This window comes from Sphingobium sp. TB-6 (assembly GCF_012927365.1).
Lineage (GTDB): Bacteria > Pseudomonadota > Alphaproteobacteria > Sphingomonadales > Sphingomonadaceae > Sphingobium.
In genome coordinates this window covers 141597-161925 of record NZ_JABBGL010000003.1, presented here as the reverse complement: position 1 = coordinate 161925, position 20329 = coordinate 141597, and the positions used below count along the sequence as shown (strand labels likewise).

Here is a 20329-nt window from a genome sequence, read left to right as displayed (position 1 = left end):
ACCTCCGAATTGACCGAACAGGAACAGGCCGATCTGATCGAGGAAGCGCGCAAGGTCTTTGCCGGACCGATCGCCTTCCTCAAATCCGCGCCCGACCTCAAATTCCTGCCCGACATGGCGGTGAATGAGGTCGCGTTCGCGGGCCGGTCCAATGTCGGCAAATCCTCGCTGTTGAATGCGCTGACCAATCGCAACGGGCTGGCGCGGACTTCCAACACGCCGGGGCGGACGCAGGAGCTCAATTTCTTCGACGTGGGCGATCCGCTGCGGTTCCGGCTGGTCGACATGCCAGGCTATGGTTATGCGAAGGCGCCCAAGGACATGGTCCGCAAGTGGCGCTTCCTGGTGAACGACTATCTGCGCGGGCGGGCGAAGCTCAAGCGCACGCTGGTACTCATCGACAGCCGCCATGGGATCAAGGATGCCGATACCGACATTCTCGACATGCTGGATGCGGCGGCGGTCAGCTATCGCATCGTGCTGACCAAGGCGGACAAGGTGAAGGCCAGCCATCTGGCCGAAATCTCCCAGGCTGTCGCGGAAGCCATTCGCAAGCGGCCTGCCGCCCATCCCGACATCATCGCCACATCAAGCGACAAGGGCATGGGAATAGCGGAACTGCGCGCGGCTGTGCTGGAAAGCGTGATGCAAGGATAAGCCGCCATGACCGACGACGATTACATCTATGACGAAGCCAGCGGGGAATGGATCAGCGCGGCCGAGGCAAGTTCCAAGGCCAGCGCCGCCGACAGCATCGAGGTTCGTGATGCGGTCGGCAATCTGCTGGCCGATGGCGATCAGGTGACGCTGATCAAGGATCTGGCCGTCAAGGGCGCGGGACAGACGCTCAAGCGCGGGACGCTCATCAAGTCGATCCGTCTGACCGGCGATCCCCAGGAAATCGACTGCCGCTATGACGGCATCAAGGGGCTGGTGTTGCGCGCAGAATTTGTGCGCAAACGCTGACTCACATCAAAACAGGCTATATTGCCCGCTGCCGTTCAATCCCCAGGTCGCCAGCGTTTCATGATGGGTACGGCCGACATGGCTGCACACCAGCATGAACTGGTCGACATGCCAACTGAACCCGTCAACGGGGCGCACCTCTGATCGGCCGTTTCGGTAGAACAGCGTCTGGTGCGGGCTGAAGCTCCAGCCGGGCCGCAGCATCACCCCTGCCTCTTTCATGCCGGCCACGATCTGCCTTTGCAGCGCATTCAGCAGCGGCATGGCGTGCGATGGGCGCAGAGCCGCCGAGCGATTGCCGATGCTGAGCTGGTCCAGCCGCAGGTCGAAGGGTTCGGCCATCACGCCTGTCCCGGCGCGTATCAGCGCCTTGATGACCGCATTGGGATAGTCGACATAATCGCTGCTGATCGCCAGCGTCACATGTTGATGATCCACGGCAATGCGCCGGGCGCCCTGGGCGATGGTTTCAGCGAAATGGTCTGTTTGGCGCGCGATCAGCGGGCTGGGCTTCAACGCGAAGAAGAGACGGAAGAGGGTCTGGGTGGACCGGCTTTCCATGGCATTTTCTCCATGCGACTCGATACTATTTGTTCATGATATGTTCTTTTTTCCCGCAAGGCGAATCTGCGGGAGCCGCCCATGATTTCATGCGTTTGCGCAAAATGGGACAAGGAGAGTGGATGATGATGCAGTTGACGCTCGCCAGCCTGGCGGAGAAGATGAAGGATATTGATTTCGCGATGCTGTCGACCCACGCGGACGACGGCCAGATCGGCGCCCGGCCGATGAGCAACAATCGGGATGTCGCCTATGGCGGCGACAGCTATTATTTCACCACGGAAGACACGCTGATGGTCAAGGATATCGAGCGCGATCCACGCGTCGGCCTGTCCTTTCAGGGGCGAACGGGGTTGCTCAAGCAGAACCCGCTGTTCATCGCCGTGGAGGGCCGCGCCGACCTGATCCGCGACCGCGATGCGTTCGAAGCGCATTGGAACAGCGATCTGCAAGGTTGGTTCGAGGAAGGACCGGACACGCCGGGCCTGGTGATGATAAGGGTCCATGCCGAACGCGCCCATGTCTGGGACGGCGAGAATGAGGCTGAAATGGAGCTTGGATGACATTCGACCGCAAGGTGCCGGAAAGGCGGGGAAGACGGATCGGGCGGATCGTTCTGGCGGCGGCTTACGGATTGGCCGGGGTAGCGCATCTGGCCCGGCCCGGCGGCTTCGTGGCGATCACGCCTGAATGGGTGCCAGCGCCGGAGATGGTGGTGGCGCTGACCGGCGCGGCGGAGATTGCCGGGGCGGCCGGGTTGATGATCCCGGCGCTGCGCAAGCCGGCAGGGATTGGACTGGCTCTATATGCGCTGTGCGTCTGGCCGGCGAATTTCCACCATGCGCTGGACGATATTGCCTTGAGCGGAGTGCATTTGAGCTGGTGGTATCATGGGCCGCGGTTGGCGGTGCAGCCGGTGATCATCTGGTGGGCGCTTTGGGCGAGCGGGGTGGTGAATTGGCCATTCAGGGGTGATTGGAGACATTAAGCTCCTCGCCCGAAGGGAAGGCGCGGTGCAAGAGACGATTGTCTTTGCAAGGCGCGGCTTTACTGTGGCGGCCTTCGGACGAACAGGCGGCCAGAGAGAGTGATGACCCGGCATATTCCATGGATAATGATCGCGATCGTCGGTGCGGTGGCGCTGTCGGTCGTTGCCGTGTCACGCGGCGAAGCGGTCAATGCGCTGTGGATCGTGGTGGCGGCGGTCAGCAGCTTCCTCGTCGCCTATCGCTATTATGCGCTCTATATCGCGCAGAATGTGATGCGGCTGGACCCATCGCGGCCCACGCCCGCGATCCGGCGGGCCGATGGGCTGGACTATGTCGCGACGGATCGGACGGTGCTGTTCGGGCATCATTTCGCGGCGATTGCCGGCGCTGGGCCTCTGGTGGGACCAGTGTTGGCGGCGCAGATGGGCTATCTGCCCGGCACGCTCTGGATCATCGTAGGCGTGGTACTGGCGGGCGCGGTGCAGGACTTCATGATCCTCTTCATCTCCATGCGACGCGACGGCAAGTCGCTGGGCGAGCTGATCCGCATGGAAATGGGGCAGGTCGCGGGCGCCATCGCCCTGTTCGGCGCCTTCATGATCATGGTCATCATCCTCGCCGTGCTGGCGCTGATCGTGGTCAAGGCGCTGGCGGAGAGTCCCTGGGGCATGTTCACCGTGGCGGCTACCGTGCCGCTCGCCATGTTCATGGGCGCCTATACGCGCTGGATAAGGCCGGGGCGGATCGGGGAAGTCTCGCTGCTGGGACTGGTCGGGCTGCTGGCGGCGATCGTCTATGGCCAGAGCATAGCGCAATCGCCGGTCTGGGCTCCGGTGTTCACCTTCACGCCGGTGCAGCTCTGCTGGATCTTGATCGGCTATGGCGCGGTGGCTTCGGTGCTGCCGGTGTGGCTGTTGCTGGCGCCGCGGGATTATCTGTCGACCTTCCTTAAGATCGGGGCGATCGCGGCATTGGCGATTGGGATCGTCATCATGGCGCCGCCGCTGAAAATGCACGCCGTCACCCAGTTCGTGAACGGCAATGGGCCGGTCTGGGCGGGCGGGCTGTTCCCCTTCCTGTTCATCACCATCGCCTGCGGGGCGGTGTCGGGGTTCCATGCGCTGATCGCCAGCGGCACCACGCCCAAGCTGATCGCCAGCGAGGCGCATGCGCCGATGATCGGCTATGGCGCGATGCTGATGGAGGCTTTCGTGGCGATCATGGCGCTGGTCGGCGCGTCGATCCTCGATCCGGGCATCTACTTCACGATGAACAGCCCGGCAGCAGTGATCGGCAAGGATGCCGCCAGCGCGGCGGCGGCGGTGACGGCAATGGGTTTCCCGATCTCGCCCGACCTGATCCTCCAGACCGCGAAGGATGTGGGCGAGCACAGCATCATATCCCGCGCGGGCGGCGCGCCGACCTTGGCGGTGGCCATGGCGGAGATATTCTCCCATGTCGTGGGCGGGCCAGCGATGAAGGCATTCTGGTATCATTTCGCGATATTGTTCGAGGCGCTGTTCATCCTGACCGCCGTGGACGCGGGCACCCGCGCCGGACGCTTCATGCTGCAGGATCTGATCGCGCTGCTGGTGCCGGGGTTCAAGGAAACGAAGAGCATGGCGCCAGGGATCGTCGCGACGGCGCTGACCGTCGCGGCCTGGGGCTTCTTTCTCTATCAAGGCGTGACCGATCCGTTGGGCGGGGTGAACACGCTCTGGCCGGTGTTCGGCATCTCCAACCAGATGCTGGCGGCGATCGCGCTGATGCTGGGGACGGCGGTGCTGTTCCGGATGAAGCGGGATCGGTTCGCCTGGGTGACATTGGTGCCGACGGCCTGGTTGTTGATCTGCACCCTGTCGGCGGGGTTCCTGAAGCTATTCTCGGCCGATACCAAGCTGGGGTTCCTGGCACATGCGGCCAGATTCAGCGCGGCGGCGGACGAGGGTCAGGTGCTGGCGCCGGCCAAGTCGATGGCGGAGATGCGGCAGATCATCTTCAACGACCGGGTCGACGCCGGGCTGGTGGCGATCTTCCTGTTCGTGGTGCTGGCCGTGCTGTTCTTCACCATCCGAACCTGTCTGGCGGCGCGGAAGGTGACGGCGCCCACTGCTCGGGAAATTCCGGCGCGACTGGTGCCGGCGGAATGAGCGTCTTTCTCCTCCGACTGCGGCAGATGGCGCGCATGATGGTTGGAGTGCCGGATTATGACGTCTATTTGCGGCATATGCAGGAGCATCATCCCGAGCATGATCCGATGGATCGAACCGCCTTTTTCCGGGAGCGGCAGGAGGCGCGCTATGGGGGAAAGAATGGGGGGAAGTGCTGTTAGGGCCAATCGACATTCAGCCCTGACGGCCTGCAAATGGCGGTTTTCCGTGCTTCCGGTGCTCACGTACTTTTAGTACGCTGCGTTGAAGCGAGGCACGTGACTCGCTTCAAGGGTCACGAAAAACCGCCATTTTCGGCACGTCATCATCTGAATGTCGATTGACCCTAGGACACGGCGTCCTTTCCCCTCCCCGCCCGCTTCGCGATAGGATGGATTTTCAGCGCGTGACGTTGAAGCCCGCGATCATGCCGGCGGCGATCGACAGCGCGATTTCGGCGGCGCCGATCGCGCCTATGTCGAGGCCAGCGGGACCATCTATGCGCGCCAGATCCTCCGGCGAAAAGCCCATTGCGGTCAACCGTTCCAGCCGCGCCGCATGGCTTTTGCGCGATCCCAGCGCGGCAATATAGCCCGTCGGCGCGCGTAACGCGGCGGCCAGCGCCGGATCGTCGATCTTGATGTCATGGCTGAGCGTCACCACCGCCGTCGATTCGCCGGGAAAGCGGGCGGCGACCGCTTCATCGGGCCAGCGATCGTCCAGTTCGACGCCGGGAAAACGCTCCTCCGTCAGGAAGCGGCCGCGTGGATCGATGACAACCGGCGTGACGCCGATCGCCTGCGCCAACGCGCTCAGCGACTGGGCGATCTGCACCGCACCCACGATCAGCACCCGGCGCGGCGGATCGTAGCGGTTGTGGAACCGCCCCTCGATCGCGCCTTCCCGCGTCAGGCCGGTTGCCAGGTCGGTCGACAGGGTCAGCGCCCTGCCCTTCTCGCTTGCCGTGTCGATCCGATCGAACAGCGCCGGATCGAAGCCATCCGGCCCGACCGGCTGGACCAGCACGCTGATCTCCCCGCCGCAGGGCAAGCCGACGACCCAGGCGTCTCCATCGGCCACGCCATAAATTTCCAGATGGGCCGGACGCCCGGCGATCACCTCGGCAGCGCGCTGGAGCACGTCGGTTTCGACGCATCCCCCGGATATGCTGCCTTCGAATCGGCCATCCTCGTGCACGACCATATGGCTGCCACGCGGCCGGGGCGCCGATCCCCAGGTCGACACCACCGTAGCCAGCGCCAATCGCGCGCCGCGCCATTCCCTGGCCTTGCGGATGACCGCGCCATTGTCGTTCAAAATCTCGCCTCCTAAACCAGCCGTCTTCCGGTCCATACCACCCGTCCCACGATCACGACCAGCGCCGGATCGATGTCGATCCAGTCGGGATAATGGGGATTATCGCTAAGGACAGAGAAAAAGCCCCGGCGCGGTCCCATGGCAACCCGCTTCACCATCAACACCCCGTCCAGCCTCAACACATAGACGCCATCGCGCAGCCGCGCCGCGTCGTCATCATGATCGACCATGATCTCGTCGCCGTCGCTCAGCGTCGGCGCCATGGATTCGCCGTCGACGCGGATGATCGATATTTTTTGCGGCCGCACGCCCAGATGGCGCAGCCAGTTGGCGTCGAACGCCATCACGCCGGTCGTCCGCTCATCTTCGTCCAGCGATCCCGGCCCGGCGGACGCACCCAGGGACAGGCGCGGCACGGTAACGACCGAAGGCAAGGACCGTACCTTGACCGGCGATGTCCCCCGCACGGTCGATCCGCCCAGCATCTCCTCCGCCACGCCGAAATAGCGGGCCAGGATGCGCCGGTCCTCCTCGTCCAGCTTGCGGGGCGTGCCGCGCTTGATGAACTGCTGGATATAGGCGGGATTGCGGTTGAGCAGGCGCGAGAGATCGGAATAGCTGTCCCCCCGCTCGGCAATCAGCCGTTCCAGCACGATGCGTGGATCTTCTCCGTTACCGACCATATTTCATCCATAATGATAGGAATTTTCCTAGACAAGTAGGAAATAGGGCAACAAGAAAATGACTTCCGGATTCGCAGGGGGCGAATCGAATCGACAGAGGAGAAACAGGACGATGCTGTTGCGTGCCGTCGAAAAATTTCTGCGAGAAAATGCTATCCCGGCGACCAGATTTGGCCGCGAGAGCGTTCGCGACCCACGGCTGGTCTTCGACCTGCGCAAGGGGCGCGAACCGGGCGACAGAATGAGGAGACGCGTAGAACATTTCATGAACACATATCGCAGGAGCGTCAGCCAATGACAAGCATCGACATGAACGCCGCCAAGGCAAATCTGGTCCGAAATGGGGAGCCGACGGCGAAGGCGCGCGATCCCCTCCCCCGGCTTCTGGCGCAATTGCTGGAGCGGGCGGGGGGGGCCGTCACGGTGGAACGCGCCGCCAGCCGCCCCTGGGCCAGCGCGCTGTTTCAGGGACGGCGCCACGTCATCGCGCTGACCCTTACCGGAGTGGATGCGGCAGAACGATGCGCGGCCTTTGCCGAAGGGATCGAGGAAGCGGAATGGAGCCTGGCCGGCCATTTCGTCGCGGACATCAGCATCGACGACCGCCATCCGGTGCCGGGCGGCGAATGGATCGAGCTGTCGGCGCTCACCATCGAGGATTGGTGATCATCTTGATCGGAGCGCGCATGGCCGCACGCTCCCGGCCATCAATTCAACGCGCGCGGCCAGCCATGTTGCGCAAATTCCCCAAGGCGGCGCGCAGGGCTTCGTCGACGCCCTGTTCGACATGGTCGCGCACGGGCACGGCGGCCTCGACGGGCATGTCGGCCAGCACCGAGGCGGGGCGTCCCATGCGCTTGCGCTGGGCGAGGCCGCGTTCCAGCCGATGGGTCAGTTCCGCCAGGGAAAGATGCGCTACGGGGGTGTGAGCGCGAGCGTTAGTGGTCTGGGGCTGCGCGGGCTCCGCGATCTCCTCATAATCGGCGTCGACGGTTTCCGGGGAAAAAGCGCGCTGAAGGCGGGCGAAAGCGCTCTCTTCCGTCATCTCCTCGGGCATGCTGGGGATGGAAAGGCCGGCGGCGGGCGCGACATCGTCCGCAACCTCTGCCTCGACCTCGTCACGTCCCGGCGCGGTCCGGGCGAAAATATCCAGCCCGCCAAAGTCACGGCTGGCGAAGATCGGCGCACGTGCGGGCGCATCGGGATGGGCGTCGGCGCGGCGCAACGCCGGTCCCGACTTGCTCCGGTCACGCGACAGCCAGCTCAGCTTGGACAATGCAAAACCCATCTTGCTCACTCCTGCGGCGCCGTTCCCGCGCCCTTGCTTGTCATGCGTCAGCAGAGCGACGCGCTTTTCCCTTTTCCCCGCCCCGATCAGGCCCAACGCCATCACCGCGCCGAAACCCGCCAGCAGCAGCCGGGCCGTCATCCCCAGCGGCGGCGCGGCGGCGGGGATGGCTTCGCTGAGTCCGCTCGACGCCACCACCGTCTCGACCAGCCCGACCGGCAGCGAGAACAGCAGCAGCCCGGCCCCCAGCGCGCCCAGCAGCGCCTTTGCCAGCCTACTCATTTTTCTCAGGCCGCCGCCCGCACCCTTTGAGGGCGCGCCAGCAATTGCCGATAGACAGGTTCGTAACGAAGAATGTTTGACGACCAGTTACGCTCGCGCTCCACAAAGGCGCGCGCCACTGTCCGGCGCTCGTCCCAGAAGCCGCGATCCGCGAACATTTCCGCCAGGGCGGCGGCGATGGCGGGCGGATCGTTGGGTGCGAACAGCGTGCCGGTAACGCCATGCTCGATCAGTTCGCGATGGCCGCCGACGCTGGACGCGGCGACCAGCCGGCCCTGCGCCATGGCTTCGAGCGGCTTCAAAGGCGTCACCAGATCGGTAAGCCGCATCGCCTTGCGCGGGTAAGCCAGGATGTCGACCTGCGCATAATAATGCTCGACCTCATCATGCGGCACGCGGCCGACGAAGACGATATGGTCGGCAAAGGGCGAGGCCATGGCCTGATCCCGCAGCGCCTGTTCGCATGGGCCGCCGCCTACCAGCAGCAGCTTCGCCTTCGGGCGGGCGCGCACCAGTTTCGGCAAGGCGGCGATCAGGTCGTCCAGCCCTTCATAATCGTAGAAGCTGCCGATGAAGCCGACGACGTCGGCGCCCTCCAGCCCCAATGCCTTCGTCAGCGCGGGGTCGCGGGGGACGGGCGTGCCGAACTGCTCCATGTCGACGCCGTTGGGCGAGACGATGATCTTGTCCGCATCGATCCCCCGCGCAACCAGATCGCCGCGCAGCCCTTCGCAGATCACCGCGACCGCATCGGCGGCGCGCACCGCATGGGTTTCGAGCTGGCGGGTCAGCCAATAGCGGGGGCTGCCCTCCGTCCCCGTACCGTTGCCGACCGCCGCATCTTCCCAGAAGGCGCGGATTTCGTAGATCATGGGGATCGCATGGCGCTTCGCCACCTTCTGCGCCGCCATGGCGTTCAACACCGGCGAATGGGCGTGGATGATGTCGGGCCGCCACTGGCGCACCAGCGTTTCGATGGCTTCGGCGTGGGCGGAAATATCGCGCCATTCGCGCAGCAGCGGATTGCCGCCGGTCGATTCGCCCGGCGTGCGATGGAAATGCAGGCCGTCGACGATTTCCTCCAGCGGCCCCGGCGCGGCGTGACGATGTCCGGTGATGCCGCGCACGTCCCAGCCCTTCGCCAGTTGCGCCCGCAGAATAGCGCGGGTGCGGAAGGTATATCCGCTATGCATCGGCAGGCTGTGATCCAGCACATGGAGAATCCGTGTCATGGCCCTGAGTCTTGCCGGAAAAGGTTTAACGGGCCGTCAACTCTGTTGGGTTAGAGGTGGGATGGTTCGGGGCAAGAGCGCGGTGTTCCTGCGAAGGCAGGAACCCAGTTCCCACGTCCGAGCTGGGCTCCTGCCTTCGCATGAGCACGTTGTAGATTATGGATAGACCGCGCACCCGCGATGATCGACGCCCTTTCCCTTCTCATCAGTCATGGCGTCATCATGCTGGCGGCCTGGCGCCTGCTGTCGCGGCCCGATCTCGACCGCGATCCGGATGAGGTCCGCGAAGATGCGTGACCTGTTCTTCGTCGCCTTTCTGGGCGTCTTCTTCTTGGCTGGCTTGCGCAGGCCTTTCCTGCTGATCGCGGTCTATGCCTATATCGACATCGTTTCTCCTCAGCGACTCTCCTATTTCCTGCTGAACAGCATCCCGATTTCCTTCATCGCCTTCCTGCTGGCGGTGGGGACTTGGGCACTGGTCGACGACAAGAAGGACTGCCGCTTCTCCGCGCGGCAGGTGATCCTGCTGCTGCTGCTCGCCTGGTGCGGATATACCACGGCGACGGCGGACTTCCCGATCAACGCAGTCACCAAATGGGGCTGGGTCTGGAAGGCGATGGTGTTCGCCATCTTCCTGCCCGTCACCCTGCGCACGCGCCTGCGGATCGAGGCGCTGACCCTGTTCATGGTGCTCTGCGCCAGCACGATCATCATCAATGGCGGCATGAAGACGGCGCTGTCGGGCGGCGGCTATGGCGTGCTGAACCTGATGGTCGACAATAATAGCGGCCTGTATGAAGGCAGCATCATCTCGACCGTCGCCATTTCGCTGATCCCGCTGATCCTCTGGCTGTCGCGGCATGGCACCATCTTCCCCCCCGACTGGCGGGTCAGGCTGTTCGCCTATGCGCTCTGCTTCGCCTGCCTGCTGATGCCCATCGGGACCGAGGCACGCACAGGGCTGGTCTGCATCGCCGTCCTGGCGGGACTGATGCTGATGCGGTCGAAGCGGCGCTTCATCTATGGTCCGCTGATGGCGGTCGCAGCGCTGGCGGCGATCCCCTTCCTGCCCGCCAGCTTCACCCAGCGCATGTCGACCATCGAAAATCACCAGAGCGACGAGAGCGCCTCCACGCGCCTCGAAGTGTGGAAATGGACGCTGGACTATGTGAAGGAGCATCCGGGCGGCGGCGGCTTCGACAATTATCTGCAGAACAAGTTCACCTATGTCATGCAGGAGCGGGTCGTCGACGCCGCCGGATCGCGCATGGAAAAGCGCATCGTCACCGACCATGGCCGCGCCTATCACAGCGCCTATTTCGAGATGCTGGGCGAGCAGGGCTATTTCGGCTTCTTCCTCTGGGCGCTGCTGCATCTGACCTGCTTCGTCCGCACCGAAGCGATCCGGCGCATGTACCGCAAGCGCGAAGGCGATGAGGCCTGGGTCGCGCCCTTCGCCCTCGCCCTGCAACAGGGGCATGTCATCTACATGGTCGGATCGCTGTTCGTGGGCATCGCCTATCAGCCTTTCATCTTCATGATGCTCTCGCTGCAAATCGGCCTCGACACCTATTTGACCCGCAAACGCAAGTTCGCGGCGCGCCAGCCGTTATTTCCCGCATCACCAGTCGCGCAGAGGACCGCATGAAGGGCGAGTTGAAGATTTTGGGCGCAGCCCACGGGCTGCTGCTGGGGCTGGTGCTCGCGTCGCCGCTGATCGCGCCGTCGCTGCTGCCCTGGGGGGCGGAAGCGCTGTTCATCATCGCCGCCTTCCAGTTGCGGCTGGCCGACCGGCGCTGGGAAACCCGCGCGGGGTTGCACGGCTGGATCAGCCATATCCGCATGGCGCCGCTGCGGCTGGCGCCCTGGGCCGGAACGACGGTCGTCGCGCTGATCGCGGGGCCGGAACAGGCGCGGCTCGCCGCCGCGATCCTGATCGCCATCGCCATGAGCGAATTGCTGATCTATCCGGTCATCGCCCATCTGCTCGGCCGTCTGCCGCGCCTGGGTCTGGCGGGAGCGATTTTGCTGCTGCTCATCGGCTGTGGCCTGACGGAGCCGGGACAGGCGGCGCGCTTCGCCATGGCCTTTGCGTTGGGAATGGGTGGTTGCGTCTTCTGGCTGCGCGGCCCGGATGGGGAGGCGGGCGCGACACTCGCCGCGCTGGCGGGCGCGGTTGCCGCGCTGATCATCGCCCTGCTGTGGCCGCTGGCAAAGACAGTGGCTATTCCCGCCGCGATTCTCTGCCTGACGCTGACGCTCGCTCATTTGTCGGTCATGCGCCGCCATCCGCTGCATTGGCGGCTGCCGAGCGGCATGCGGTTCATGCGGTTTCACTAGGCGGCGTTCGGAAGGCTTTGGCGACGGCTATTGGTCAGTTCCAGCCATTGAGAGGCACGTGTTCCTGCGAAGGCAGGAACCCAGTTCCTGCGATGCGACGATCCACGAACGGCAAGGCTGGGCTCCTGCCTTCGCAGGAGCACGGTGCACTTCAAGGAAAGCGACGCAAAAGCGGATCTTCCACTCTCCACCCAATTCTCCTCCCCCGATCGTGCGTTGCGGAACGAAGCTATAAACGGCGGGTTGAAGAAAAATCATGCCGCCAAAGCCCATCGTCCACGCCAATGACAGCCTGCCCGGCATCACGCGCCGGACCCTGAAAAGAGGATGGGCCTATTTCGACGCCAGCGGCGCGCGCATCACCGACCGGGAAGAGATCGACCGGCTGAACGCCATCGCCATGCCGCCCGCCTATCGCGATTGCTGGTTCTGCTCCACGCCCAATGGCCATATCCAGGCGACCGGCTATGATGATCGGGGCCGCAAGCAATATCGCTATCACACCGATTTCCGCGCTGCGCGGGAGGCGGAGAAATATGCCGGATGCGCCGCCTTCGGCCATGCCCTGCCGAAACTGCGCGCCCGGATCGAGGCCGATCTCTCCAAAAGGGGTCTGCGCAAGGAAAGGACGCTGGCCGCCGTCGTGCGCCTGCTCGATCTGGCCAAGGTCCGCATCGGCAATGAGCAATATGCCGCCGCGAACAAGAGCTTCGGCGCAACCACGCTACGCCGCCGCCATGTCGACCTGCGCGGTCAGGCGCTGCGCCTGCGCTACCGCGCCAAATCGGGGCGCGAGCATGAGCTGACCGTCACCGACCGCCGCCTGGCCCGCTTCGCGCGCGCGGTGCAGGATCTGCCGGGACAGCATCTGTTCCAATATCTGGATGAGGAAGGCCTCGCCCGGCCGATCACCTCCAGCGACGTCAACGCCTATATAGCGCAAGCGATGGGCGGCGATTTCACCGCCAAGCATTTCCGCACCTGGGGCGCTTCCGTCATCGCCTTCGAGGTTTTGGCGGCGGAAAGCCTGTCGCTCAAGCAGATGATCGCGCCGGTGGCGGAAGCGCTGGGCAACACCCCGGCGATCAGCCGCAAAAGCTATATCCACCCCGCATTGATCGAGCTTTGCCGCAACGGACAGGATGAATGGCGCGAAGGGCTTCGCCTGCCGCGCGCAACCCGCTATCTGTCCCGTTACGAACGGGGACTGATCGCCTTGTTGGAGAGCCTGGACACCGTTTCCGCGCTCCCGCTGGCGGCCTGACCCGCACCCACGGCTTCAAGGATGTTCATGGCCAAGAAAGACCCCGTCGCCCTGCCAGAGATCGACGTCCGCCCGCCTAATCTGGCGGAAATGTGGCATTCGACGGTCCACTGGTTCTCGCTCCACTATCTGCAAATCCTGATCGCGATCGGCGCGGCGGTCGTCATCTACAGCCTGCTGACGGCGCTGCGCAGCGTCGGCGGGCGGCTGAAGGGCGCTCCCGGCGACACGCTGGGCTTTACCAATGTCGCGGGCCGGGCCTTTGCCCGCACCACCCATTTCTTCATGGGCGCAGTCGCGGCGCGGCTGGTGGTCAGCTATGCCAACCCACCACAGATGGTGCTGAAGACCGTCGCCTTCCTCTTCACCATCGCCGCCGTCTTCCAATGCGCCATCTGGGCGCGGGAGATCATCCTGGGCCTGGTCGAGCGGCGCACTTCGGCGGATGAAAGCCAGAGCCTGGCCAATGCCATGGGCCTGATCCGGGTGCTGGTGACTTTTGCGCTGTTCGCGATCGCGCTGATCGTCGTGCTGGACAATCTGGGCGTCAACGTCACCGGCCTGGTCGCGGGCCTGGGCATAGGCGGCATCGCGATCGGTCTGGCCGCGCAGGGCATCTTCTCCGACCTGTTCGCCGCGCTGTCGATCATCTTCGACAAGCCCTTCCGCCAGGGCGAGGTCATCACCTATGACCAGACCACCGCCCGGGTCGAGCATATCGGCCTCAAAAGCACGCATCTGCGCGCGATGAGCGGTGAGAAGAAGGTGATCTCCAACGCCAATCTGCTGCAGAAGGAGATCACCAGCCTTCAGATGCTGACGCAGCGCCGCGTGACCTTCGCGATCGGCATCATCTACCAGACTCCCGAGGACAAGGCCGATGCGATCACGGCGATGCTCAAGGAGATCGTGGAGGCGCAGGGGCATATCTTCGTCAATGCGGGGCTGGTGAGCTTTGGCGCCAGTTCGCTCGACTATCAGCTCAATTTCGACGTGCTCGACCCCGACACCCATGATTATTTCCTGTCGCGGCACGGGGTCGGCCTCGCCATCTGGAAGCGCTTCAGGGCGGAGGGGATCGAATTCGCCTATCCGACGCAGACCAGCTTCACCGCCGCGCCGGATGGCCGGACGGTCATGCCCTATCCGGAAGCGCCTGCCCGACTCGCCTGACCGCATATCGGACTCGGCCCATCATGCTCCTGCTTGCCTGACCCGGCGGCGGGAGTCAGGCCGGGCCGACCATGAACAGACATTTCGGAATTTCCATGAAACCGATCTATTTGCTGGCCGCGGCAGCATTTGCTCTCGCTCCCGCAGCCCATGCCGAGGGGATCGGCGCCGAACTTGATTATGGTCGGGCCGACGGCCATTGGGGCACGGAAATCGGCGCGGGCTATGCGCTGGACATTGGCGGCTTCAGCCTGACGCCGGGCGGCGGCGTCTATCTGCGCGACGGCGATGCGAAGCTCTATGGACGCGTGGAGGCAAGCTATACCCTGCCCGCCTCCGCCACCATCGGCGCGGGCGTGCGCTTCAGCGGCGACAACACGCGGCCCTATGCGACGCTTGCCATGCCGCTGATCCCCAAGTTGCGCGCCAAGGCCAATGTCGGGCCTAAATATTATGCCGTGGGTCTAACGTTGGGCTATTGATGATAACCCGGAATTCTAGCCCACGCCCCACAGGCTACCGGGATGGAGCAGCCCATCATGTAGAGTAAGTGCGCCTTCCCTGTCCTTCGCCAGCAACAGCGCGCCATCCAGATCGATCCAGTCGGCCCCCTGCGCCACCAGCGCCGCCGGCGCGATCCCCAGCGACGTGCCCAACATGCAGCCGACCATCACGCGAAACCCCCGCACTCTGGCCTCCCGCGACAGGGCCAGCGCCTCGGTCAGCCCACCCGCCTTGTCGAGCTTGATGTTCACCGCGTCGAAATTCCCCAGCCGGTCGAGATCGGCCCGCGTATGACAACTCTCGTCGGCGCAAAGCGGCAGCGGCGACCTGATCCCGGAGAGCCGCTCCTCCCTGCCATGGACGATCGGCTGCTCGACCATCTCCACACCCAGTTCCGCCAGCGCCTGAGCCTCGGCCACGATATCCAGATCATGCCAGCTCTCATTGGCGTCGACGATCAACCGCACGTCCGGCGCGCCCGCCCGCACGGCGGCGATCCGCGCCCGGTCGCCCTCGCCGGTCAGCTTGCATTTGAGCAGGCCGAAGCCGCGCCCCGCCGCCGCCCGCGCATCCGCCTCCATCTTTTCCGGCTCGCCCAGGCTGATGGTGAAGGCGGTCGGCAAGGGCTGCGGCTCCTCCAGCCCCGCCAATTTCCAGACCGGCACCCCGGCGCGCTTCGCCTCCAGATCCCAGAGCGCGCAGTCCAGCGCATTGCGCGCCGCCCCACGCGGCATCGCCTCCAGCAACGCCTCGCGCTCCAGCGGCCCGGCATAGGCGTCGATCGCCGCCGCGCAACCTTCCGCCGTCTCGCCTTCATAATAGATCGCCGTGCCCTCGCCCCGGCCGACATGCGCGCCGTCGCCCACGGTGCAGACGACGACGTCCACCGATGTCTTCGCTCCCCGGCTGATGATGAAGGCTCCCGCGACCGGCCAGCGTTCAACAGTCGCGGATATGATGCGTGTCATCGGCGTTCCCTGTGCTGAATATGGTCGGGCCTATGCGAACCGGCTATCCCGCCGCATAACCAGTCTCAACCCGCAGATAAAGGATAGGCGCACCCGTGACCTCCAGAGAATTGACCGGCTTCCTGTCCCTCAGCGATGCCGACGCACTGGCGGCCCGGCGCCGGCTGTCCGATATGGCCTGGCGCATCGGCTTCGGCGCAATCACCTGGCCCTGGCTGCTGGCGAGCCTGTCGGGCGGGCGCAAGGCGGACAAGCGCGCCTTGCTCGATGAACTCGGCCTGCCCCATGACGCCCTGCCGCATCTGGGCAGTTGGAAGGCCGATGTCGGCTTCCTGCGCCATATCGTCAGGGAAATCGCCCGGCTGCGGCCCGCCCATGTGGTCGAACTGGGCGCGGGCGCTTCCACGCTGATCGCGGCGCGCGCCCTTGCGCTGCATGGCGGGGGACGGCTGACCAGCTTCGACCAGCATGACGGTTTCGTGCAGGCGACTCGCAACTGGCTTGCCGATCATGGCCTGACGGCCGATTTGCGCCACGCGCCCCTCGCGGTCGAGAGCCGGGATTGGCCGGGCCGCTGGTACGATATCGACAGCCTGCCCGACAGCATCGACCTGCTGATCATCGACGGACCGCCCTGGGCGGTGCACCCGCTGGTGCGCGGCGCTGCGGACAGCCTGTTCGCGCGCCTTTCACCGGGCGCGGTCGTGCTGCTCGATGACGCCGCCCGCCCCGGCGAGCGGCTCGTCGCCCGGCGCTGGCGCAAGCGCTGGCCGCATATCGACTTCCGCCTGAAGCATGACGGGACCAAGGGCACGCTGGTAGGGCGCCGCCGCGACACCTCAATCCCCGTCGCCAACGACAATGAACAGGGCCGCGCCTGGCGCCATCTCGCCCGCGCCGCTGGCATCGCCGCGCTGATCGCCACCGGCTGGATCGCCCGCGGCGAACTGGGTGAATTTCCCCAGGCGGCACAGGCCAGCACCTTCCTGGACGAAGCAGCCGCGTCCCACCGCACGGGGCTGCTGCGGCAGCGCATGGCGTCGCAGGTGGAAAGCGCCACGCTCAACCCCTACGAAATCCAGCGATCGACCGGCATCATCCTGCCTCCGCTGCCCGCAAAGTGGCGCATCCATGACGTGCAGCTTTATCCGACGCCCGACAGCCCGGCCGTCGCCGTGTCGATCACCACGCCGGAGGGCGAACAACTGTCCTTCTTCGCGGACCGGGCCGAAACCCCGGCGGAGGCGCGTCCACTGCTCGCCCGGCGCGCGGACGACGTCATCGCCTATTGGGAAGCGGGCGACATGGCCTATGCCCTGACCGGCCGCGCCGGGCCGCAGCGGATCATGGCGCTGGCGGCGGAGATCGCGCCCGCCGGTTGACGCGATCCGGGTGGGACCGGATTATATGACACCGAGATTTCGGCGTCGTGCAATGTTCCATTTCTCGCGAAATCCCTTTAGAGCCCGGCGCCATGGAGGATGTGGAACAACCATCGCCGCGCGGCAGCGCGCGCCCCGCACTTGGCAGCCTGGCGATGATCTGGCGTTTCGCCAGCCGCTATCCGGGCCGCATTGCCGGGGCGATGGCCGCCCTGATCGTCTCGTCCGCCGCGACGCTGGCGATCCCCAGCGGTTTCCGGCTGGTCATCGACCGGGGCTTCATGGGCGGCGGGGACATCAGCCGCTGGTTCGAATATCTGTTCCTGATCGTCGCGATCCTGGCATTGGCCACGGCGGCGCGCTTCTATTTCGTGTCCTGGCTGGGCGAACGCGTCGTCGCGGACATCCGGTCGGCCACCCAGGCCAATCTGCTGCGGCAGGAACCGCGCTTCTTCGAGGAAAACCGCCCCTCCGAAATCGCATCCCGCATGACCGCCGACACGGCTATCATCGACCAGGTGGTGGGCTCGACCGTGTCGATCGCACTACGCAATCTGGTGACGGGCACCGGCGGGCTCATCTATCTCTTCGCCCTGGCGCCCAAGCTCGCCGGACTGCTGCTGCTCGGCATTCCCGTCATATTGGTCGCGATCGTCGGTCTGGGACGCCGCGTGCGCGCGTTGTCGCGGGCGAGCCAGGACCGGCTGGCCGATGTCGGCAGCGTCACCTCGGAAACCCTGGGCGCGATGAAGATCGTCCAGGCTTTCGGCCAGGAAGGCCGGGAAGCAGCGCGGTTCGACACGACCGTCGAGGCGGGCTTCACGACCGCAAGGCGGCGGATCGCCCTGCGCGCAGCGATGACGGCGATCGTCATCGCTCTGGTCTTCGGATCGATCACCGCGGTCATGTGGCAGGGTGCGCTGGACGTCGCCGCCGGACGCCTGTCGGGCGGCAGCATCGCCGCTTTCGTCCTGACCGGCGGCCTCGTCGCGGGCGCGTTCGGCGCGCTGTCCGAAACCTGGGGCGACCTGCTGCGCGGCGCGGGGGCAGCCGGACGGCTGCATGAACTGATGATCGCGACGCCGCAGATCATGGCTCCGCCCCGCCCCGTTCCAGTGCCGCGAACCGAGCATGGCGCGCATCTCCAGTTCGAGGATGTGCATTTCCGTTACCCCACCCGGCCCGATCAGGCGGCCCTGCACGGCATTTCGATCGACATCGCGCCGGGCGAAACCGTCGCGATCGTCGGCCCGTCCGGCGCGGGAAAATCGACCCTGATCCAGTTGACGCTGCGCTTCTACGATCCGGATTCGGGTGTGATCCGCCTGAACGGCGTGCCTTTGCCTCAGGCCGATCCAGCGGCGGTGCGCGACATGATGGCGATGGTGCCGCAGGAAAGCATCATCTTCGCCGCGTCGGCGCGGGACAATCTGCGCTACGGACGATGGGACGCCAGCGACGACCAGATCTGGGCAGCGGCCCGCGCCGCCAATGCGGAAGCTTTTCTGCGCACCCTTCCAGAAGGCCTCGACAGTTTTCTGGGCGAAGGCGGCGCCCGGCTTTCAGGGGGCCAGCGCCAACGCCTTTCGATCGCCCGCGCACTGCTGCGCGACGCGCCGATCCTGCTGCTGGACGAAGCAACCTCCGCGCTGGATGCCGAATCGGAGCGGCTGGTGCAGGACGCGCTGGGGCGGCTGATGCAGGGCCGCACGACCATCGTCATCGCCCATCGCCTGGCGACGGTCAGGGCAGCGGATCGCATCCTGGTGCTCGATGAAGGGCGGCTGGTCGAACAGGGCGATCATGCCACGCTGATGGGGAAAAAGGGTCTCTACGCCCGGCTGGCCAATCTCCAGTTTCAGGATGCGCCTGCGGCCTGAGCGGGGCGGGCAGCCCGTCAGAATTTCAGGCGGGTCAGTGCCTCTTTCTTGCCGATCAGCGGCAGTATCTGTCCCATGTCGGGGCCGTGATCCATGCCCGTCAGCGCGCGGCGCAGGGGAAGGAACAGCGCCTTGCCCTTGCGGCCGGTTTCCACCTTCAATGCCTCGGTGAGCGTCCGCCAGACGGCGGCGTCGAAAGTCGCTTCCGACAAGGCGGCGTGCGCCAAGGCAAGGAAGTCGCGATCTTCTTCCGCAGGGGTCGGGGTGTCGATCGGGCCGGTGACGATCCGCCACCAGTCGGCCACACCCGCAACCGTTTCAAGGTTGGGCCTGATAACCTCCCACGCCGCTTCGTCCATCCCTTTGGGCAGACGATCAGCGACGGCGGCATAGGGCAGGAAGTGGACGATCTTCTGATTGAGGGTCGCCAGTTCCGCCTCATCGAAGCGCGCGGGGGCACGGCCGAAATGAGCGAAGTCGAAGCTGTCGATCAGCGGCTCAGGGCTTGTGAATGGCTCGACCGGCATGGAACTGCCCAGGCGGGCCAGCAGCGAGGCGATGGCCATGGGTTCAAGGCCGATCTCGCGAAAATGAGCGACGCCGAGCGAGCCAAGGCGCTTGGAGAGCTTGCCTTCGCTGCCGGTGAGCAGCGCTTCATGAGCGAATGCGGGGAGCGGCGCGCCCAAAGCCGTGAACATCTGGATCTGGGTGGCGGTGTTAGACACATGGTCCTCGCCGCGCAGGACGTGGGTGACGCCCATGGCGATGTCGTCAATCACCGATGGGAGCATGTACAGCCAGCTTCCATCGGCGCGGCGGATCACCGGGTCGGACAGCAGCTTGGGGTCGAAGCGCTGCTCACCGCGGATAAGGTCGGTCCAGGCGATGGGCTGGTCATGATTGAGCTTGAAGCGCCAATGGGGCTTGCGGCCTTCGGCTTCGTAGGACGCGATCTGGTCCGGGGTCAGGGACAAGGCCGTACGGTCATAAACAGGAGGCAAGCCGCGACCGAGCAGCACCTTGCGGCGCAGGTCCAGTTCCTGGCTCGTTTCATAGGCCGGATAGACATGGCCTGCGGCTTTGAGGGCTTCGAATTTCTCTTCGTAGAGGGCGAAGCGGTCGGACTGCTTTTCCTCGCCGTCCCAATGGAGACCAAGCCATTTGAGGTCCGCCTTGATCGACTCCGCATATTCAGGACGCGAGCGTTCGAGGTCGGTGTCGTCGAGGCGCAGCAGGAATTGGCCACCACTCTTCCTCGCCCACAGCCAATTGTGAAGCGCGGCGCGGATATTGCCGACATGGAGATTGCCGGTGGGCGACGGGGCGAAGCGGGTGATGACGGTCATGGCC

General features: G+C 65.0%; 22 protein-coding genes. 15 read left to right on the top strand and 7 right to left on the bottom strand.

Going from position 1 to position 20329, the window contains the following annotated elements; all coding sequences use genetic code 11:
- The first annotated feature begins 9 nt into the window (after nt 1-9).
- A complete protein-coding gene (yihA, locus tag HHL26_RS06095; RefSeq protein WP_066561960.1) occupies nt 10-657 on the top strand; it encodes a ribosome biogenesis GTP-binding protein YihA/YsxC in 648 nt (215 codons plus the stop codon).
- 6 nt (nt 658-663) lie between these two features.
- Nucleotides 664-966, top strand: a complete 303-nt coding sequence (locus tag HHL26_RS06090) for an alkylphosphonate utilization protein (RefSeq protein WP_066559956.1) — start codon at nt 664-666, stop codon at nt 964-966.
- A 6-nt stretch (nt 967-972) separates the two neighbouring features.
- On the opposite strand, the gene HHL26_RS06085 is transcribed toward HHL26_RS06090, so the two are convergent.
- Nucleotides 973-1527, bottom strand: a complete 555-nt coding sequence (locus HHL26_RS06085; RefSeq protein WP_066559962.1) for a 2'-5' RNA ligase family protein — start codon at nt 1525-1527, stop codon at nt 973-975.
- Between the two features lie 125 nt (nt 1528-1652).
- On the opposite strand from HHL26_RS06085, the gene HHL26_RS06080 reads away from it, so the two are divergent.
- The 4 genes from HHL26_RS06080 to HHL26_RS06065 all read left to right on the top strand — a co-directional run bounded on the left by HHL26_RS06080 (nt 1653) and on the right by HHL26_RS06065 (nt 4848).
- Nucleotides 1653-2090 (top strand): pyridoxamine 5'-phosphate oxidase family protein, encoded by a 438-nt coding sequence (locus HHL26_RS06080; protein ID WP_066561961.1) that lies wholly within the window; start codon nt 1653-1655, stop codon nt 2088-2090.
- A complete protein-coding gene (locus tag HHL26_RS06075) occupies nt 2087-2515 on the top strand; it encodes a DoxX family protein (RefSeq protein ID WP_082748688.1) in 429 nt (142 codons plus the stop codon). Before HHL26_RS06080 ends, HHL26_RS06075 begins: the two co-directional genes overlap by 4 nt.
- Before the next feature lie 102 nt (nt 2516-2617).
- Nucleotides 2618-4666, top strand: coding sequence for a carbon starvation CstA family protein (locus tag HHL26_RS06070; protein ID WP_066559964.1), 2049 nt, complete (start codon nt 2618-2620; stop codon nt 4664-4666).
- Nucleotides 4663-4848, top strand: a complete 186-nt coding sequence (locus HHL26_RS06065) for a YbdD/YjiX family protein (RefSeq protein WP_066559966.1) — start codon at nt 4663-4665, stop codon at nt 4846-4848. The genes HHL26_RS06070 and HHL26_RS06065 overlap by 4 nt, the downstream gene beginning before the upstream one ends.
- Nucleotides 4849-5065: 217 nt before the next feature.
- Here HHL26_RS06065 and HHL26_RS06060 read toward each other — a convergent pair whose 3' ends face one another.
- Both HHL26_RS06060 and HHL26_RS06055 read right to left on the bottom strand, forming a co-directional pair.
- Entirely contained in the window at nt 5066-5983 is a 918-nt protein-coding gene (locus tag HHL26_RS06060; protein ID WP_066561968.1) for an XdhC family protein, read from the bottom strand.
- Nucleotides 5984-5994: 11 nt separating this feature from the next.
- A complete protein-coding gene (locus HHL26_RS06055) occupies nt 5995-6666 on the bottom strand; it encodes a S24 family peptidase (RefSeq protein ID WP_066559968.1) in 672 nt (223 codons plus the stop codon).
- 112 nt (nt 6667-6778) lie between these two features.
- On the opposite strand from HHL26_RS06055, the gene HHL26_RS24195 reads away from it, so the two are divergent.
- Both HHL26_RS24195 and HHL26_RS06045 read left to right on the top strand, forming a co-directional pair.
- Complete coding sequence (locus HHL26_RS24195; RefSeq protein WP_082748690.1) at nt 6779-6964, top strand: hypothetical protein; 186 nt, start codon at nt 6779-6781, stop codon at nt 6962-6964.
- Nucleotides 6961-7332, top strand: coding sequence for a hypothetical protein (locus tag HHL26_RS06045; protein WP_066559970.1), 372 nt, complete (start codon nt 6961-6963; stop codon nt 7330-7332). The genes HHL26_RS24195 and HHL26_RS06045 overlap by 4 nt, the downstream gene beginning before the upstream one ends.
- Nucleotides 7333-7378: 46 nt before the next feature.
- On the opposite strand, the gene HHL26_RS06040 is transcribed toward HHL26_RS06045, so the two are convergent.
- Nucleotides 7379-8236 (bottom strand): hypothetical protein, encoded by an 858-nt coding sequence (locus HHL26_RS06040; RefSeq protein ID WP_066559971.1) that lies wholly within the window; start codon nt 8234-8236, stop codon nt 7379-7381.
- A 5-nt stretch (nt 8237-8241) separates the two neighbouring features.
- Nucleotides 8242-9468 (bottom strand): TIGR04063 family PEP-CTERM/XrtA system glycosyltransferase, encoded by a 1227-nt coding sequence (locus HHL26_RS06035; protein ID WP_066559972.1) that lies wholly within the window; start codon nt 9466-9468, stop codon nt 8242-8244.
- Nucleotides 9469-9757: 289 nt separating this feature from the next.
- Between HHL26_RS06035 and HHL26_RS06030 the strand changes: the two genes are divergently transcribed.
- The 5 genes from HHL26_RS06030 (at nt 9758) to HHL26_RS06010 (ending at nt 14727) form a co-directional block, all read left to right on the top strand.
- A complete protein-coding gene (locus tag HHL26_RS06030) occupies nt 9758-11116 on the top strand; it encodes a putative O-glycosylation ligase, exosortase A system-associated (RefSeq protein WP_066559973.1) in 1359 nt (452 codons plus the stop codon).
- Nucleotides 11113-11808: a hypothetical protein gene (locus tag HHL26_RS06025; RefSeq protein WP_066559975.1), complete on the top strand. Its 696-nt coding sequence runs from the start codon at nt 11113-11115 to the stop codon at nt 11806-11808. Before HHL26_RS06030 ends, HHL26_RS06025 begins: the two co-directional genes overlap by 4 nt.
- Before the next feature lie 256 nt (nt 11809-12064).
- Complete coding sequence (locus tag HHL26_RS06020) at nt 12065-13072, top strand: DNA topoisomerase IB (RefSeq protein ID WP_066559977.1); 1008 nt, start codon at nt 12065-12067, stop codon at nt 13070-13072.
- Between the two features lie 27 nt (nt 13073-13099).
- Nucleotides 13100-14245, top strand: a complete 1146-nt coding sequence (locus HHL26_RS06015) for a mechanosensitive ion channel domain-containing protein (protein ID WP_066561970.1) — start codon at nt 13100-13102, stop codon at nt 14243-14245.
- A gap of 95 nt (nt 14246-14340) precedes the next feature.
- Complete coding sequence (locus HHL26_RS06010) at nt 14341-14727, top strand: hypothetical protein (RefSeq protein ID WP_066559978.1); 387 nt, start codon at nt 14341-14343, stop codon at nt 14725-14727.
- A 15-nt stretch (nt 14728-14742) separates the two neighbouring features.
- On the opposite strand, the gene dgcA is transcribed toward HHL26_RS06010, so the two are convergent.
- Entirely contained in the window at nt 14743-15717 is a 975-nt protein-coding gene (dgcA, locus tag HHL26_RS06005; protein WP_066559980.1) for an N-acetyl-D-Glu racemase DgcA, read from the bottom strand.
- A gap of 95 nt (nt 15718-15812) precedes the next feature.
- On the opposite strand from dgcA, the gene HHL26_RS06000 reads away from it, so the two are divergent.
- Together HHL26_RS06000 and HHL26_RS05995 are read left to right on the top strand one after the other, a co-directional pair.
- Nucleotides 15813-17099: a class I SAM-dependent methyltransferase gene (locus HHL26_RS06000; protein WP_066559983.1), complete on the top strand. Its 1287-nt coding sequence runs from the start codon at nt 15813-15815 to the stop codon at nt 17097-17099.
- Between the two features lie 92 nt (nt 17100-17191).
- Nucleotides 17192-18979, top strand: a complete 1788-nt coding sequence (locus HHL26_RS05995; RefSeq protein ID WP_066559986.1) for an ABC transporter transmembrane domain-containing protein — start codon at nt 17192-17194, stop codon at nt 18977-18979.
- Between the two features lie 17 nt (nt 18980-18996).
- Here HHL26_RS05995 and gltX read toward each other — a convergent pair whose 3' ends face one another.
- Nucleotides 18997-20325, bottom strand: coding sequence for a glutamate--tRNA ligase (gene gltX, locus HHL26_RS05990; protein WP_066559989.1), 1329 nt, complete (start codon nt 20323-20325; stop codon nt 18997-18999).
- Nucleotides 20326-20329: the final 4 nt, after the last annotated feature.